This window comes from Mycobacterium sp. (assembly GCF_052144515.1).
Taxonomy (GTDB): domain Bacteria; phylum Actinomycetota; class Actinomycetes; order Mycobacteriales; family Mycobacteriaceae; genus Mycobacterium.
The window spans coordinates 1-2,823 of record NZ_JBKQQD010000540.1 but is presented as its reverse complement, the minus strand read 5'-3'; the positions used below and the strand labels follow the sequence as shown (position 1 = coordinate 2,823).

At 65.2% G+C, this 2,823-nt stretch carries 2 protein-coding genes and 2 pseudogenes; all 4 read right to left on the bottom strand.

Translation table 11 applies throughout. From position 1 onward, the window contains the following. Nucleotides 1–370 precede the first annotated feature (370 nt). Nucleotides 371–1,355: pseudogene (locus ACLP9N_RS36645) on the bottom strand (Acg family FMN-binding oxidoreductase). Nucleotides 1,356–1,605: 250 nt separating this feature from the next. After that, nucleotides 1,606–1,983 carry an Hsp20/alpha crystallin family protein gene (locus ACLP9N_RS36640; RefSeq protein WP_442411980.1) on the bottom strand — a complete coding sequence of 126 codons (378 nt, stop codon included), beginning with the start codon at nucleotides 1,981–1,983 and terminating at the stop codon, nucleotides 1,606–1,608. A gap of 20 nt (nucleotides 1,984–2,003) precedes the next feature. Next, nucleotides 2,004–2,579, bottom strand: a pseudogene (locus tag ACLP9N_RS36635) (adenylate/guanylate cyclase domain-containing protein); the annotation flags it as partial. After that, the coding region (locus ACLP9N_RS36630; RefSeq protein WP_442411979.1) for a hypothetical protein at nucleotides 2,576–2,823 on the bottom strand (248 nt) is incomplete at its 5' end. The gene ACLP9N_RS36630 and the pseudogene ACLP9N_RS36635, both read right to left, overlap by 4 nt.

Here is a 2,823-nt window from a genome sequence, read left to right as displayed (position 1 = left end):
CAGCCACGGCGCTGTCGAATCCCTGAGACATTCCGGCCTTGGTAACGGTCGCGTCCACACAGCCTCCTATAGGGGTGTTGGGCAGCGTCAGGACGACAGTGCGGCGTTGCGGTAGTGGGGTCCTAATCACCTGGTACGTGCCTGTAAGGCTGGCTAGTCCGGCCGTTATTAGGGCGTTCATCAGTGGTCGGCACCGGCTCAGATGCGTGCGCTTGATCGCGGCAGCCCCCAACCGTCTTCGGTCCAACTGTTTCGGAAGACAGCAACCACCATGATCGTCGTTGAAACCGATGTGCACAAGGCAAGGTCGAGGCTGACGTCTCATTTCTCTACATTCGAGAACGCTCCATTTGAACGCAACGACGGCGAGCTAGGCGCGGAACTCGAGGATCTCAGCAAGTGGGCGGCGAGGCGTGGGTGGCAGAGCGCCGTCGGGCGGAGGCATGGTTCCCACCCGGATCAATACCTGTGGCAGCCCGGGCGTTCGAATCACGTCGCGCACGATGTCGCGGCTGGCGCCCAGTTCGATCATGTGCGTCAGCGTGCAGGTCGCCAGGCCGGCGATCGTGCATTCGAGCAGAACCGCCGACAGCGCTTCACCGCAGCGCAGCACCTGCGCTGGGCTGTCGTGGTGAGTGGACAGCACGACAATCTTCGACTGGTCGGCAGCGATGCCCGCGCGGCGTTCAGCGGTACCCGCGATCGGAAAGACGCGGGCCACGTCGACCCTGCCGGCCTCCGAGTCCGATGGCAGCGCACCTGGCGACATGCCGTGGTCAAACCCTGATCCCGCTACTGTCCACCACGCTAATTCGGCATGTTAGGACGAATCGTTAGCGCGCAGTGTCTCGGTCAACCGCGATGCTTGTGCCAATCGCGGATGGGCTTCCTCGGCCACCACATCAAGCTTTGCGGCCTCAGCATCGAACGCGCGGCGTAGCACGGGTTCAAACGACTCCCCAATCTTGGGGGGCGGCAAACGCACGCCGATCGGTTCGGCGCCAGCGGTTGCCCAATCCCCGCGACCCTGACCACCTGGCGTCGCTGCACTTTACGGCGCTGCCGTTGGTCACCAACGCCCATCGTCGGCGCGCCGAGGCGATCCGTCGTTCCGTGTGGGTGTCGACGCCGGCGGCCGCCATCGCGACCCTCAAATGATCGAGCACCACCCCGCAGCTTAGGATCACTTCCCGGCCCGAGCTGTCGGTGGCCTGCCCGATGCGGTCCTGGTCGGCGAACAGGTGCAGAACCCCCGCCTCGGCCACCCAGGCCCACGGCTGGCTGTTGTGCAGCGATGGTGCGCGGCAGGCGATCTGCACCGCGTTTTTGATCACCTCAGAATCGATATGTGTCATTCCCGGATCTTCCTGCGTCCCAGATCGCGATCATCGCACCGGAAGCGAACAACAGGTAAACCGCCCACCACGACAACACTGACGCCGTCATCGATGGTGAGCGCCAACTGATTACCATTGCCGGTTAGCCCCGCAAGACCCACCAGAGTCGCTGGCTTCTCGGTGGGGGAACGCCCACGCGGCCGGGACATACCTTTCCGGCATTACCACCCTATGCCGGCAGTGTGCGGCGATTTATGTCCTGCATGACTCAACTTGTGGCCTGTACAGCGATGTGTTTCTCCGCTGGCGCAGCCCCTTTGGGAAGGGCCACCGACACGGTCAGGATGCCCTTGTCATAGGTGGCTTTGATGTCATCTTCGTCAGCGCTGGCGGGCAACGAAACCGAGCGAACGAACGAGCCGTAGGAAAACTCCGAGCGGCCCTCGGTTTCCTTCTTCTCGCTGCGCTCGGCCTTGATCGTTAACCGGCCGTCGCGCACGGTGATATCGACGTCCTTGGCCGGGTCGATTCCGGGGATTTCCGCGCGGACTACGTGGTGGCCGTCTTCCATCTCGTCTTCCAGCCGCATGAGACGGTTCTCGAGGGTCGGGCGCAAATCCGACCACCCCGGAAAGCCGGTGAACAGCTCGGAGAATTCCCGGCAGCAACGACCACTGTCGACGGGACCCGCAGGTTCCCCGACGCCGCATCCAGGGTTGCTAGCGGCGGGAACTCGGTGCGCAGGCCGAGGGCGCGGACCTGAAACACCTGAACCGGGTGGGCGATGTCCCGCAACCGCCGGAGCCCCAGGTCCACCAGGTCCACCCCGCCCAACAGACCCGCCGTCTGGCCGTCGAGCAGGATCTGGCCGCCGTGACCGGCGGCCATCACGCGGGCAGCCCGGTTGAGTACTGCACCGAAGTAGTCCGACCCGCGCAGCTCGGCCTCCCCGGTCGAAATCCCCATCCGGACCGGTAATTCGAGTGCCTGCTGGGCGGCGACCGCAGCGTCGACGGCGGCCCTGGGTGAGGTGAACACCGCGCACACCCCGTCCCCGGTGTGCTTGAACACCCGACCCCCATGAGCCTCGATCGCCGTGCGGACCACCTCGTCGTGATCGGCCAGAGCTGCCCGCATCACCTCCGGGTCGGCCTCCCACCGTCGGGTGGAACCCTCGATATCGGTAAACAAGAACGTGGCAAGACCCCAGGGCAGGGCTCCCGGCCTGGCACCGGCGTTCATGGCATCGCCTCAGCCCAGTCGATGTGCCCCTCGAACTCAAGGGCTTTCGCCATGCCCCGGTAGCGATCCCGCAAGTCGCGGTAGGCGATGTCGTCGCCCTGGGCGCGGGCCAGCAGGGCCCGCATCCGCAGCAGCGGCAGTTCGTGCAGGACGAACCCCGGGTCGGTCGGGACCGCCGCCAGCGTGTCGATCGCGGCCTGTGCTTCGGCAATGTCGTCGTGGGTGCCGCGGAGCAGCAGCGATT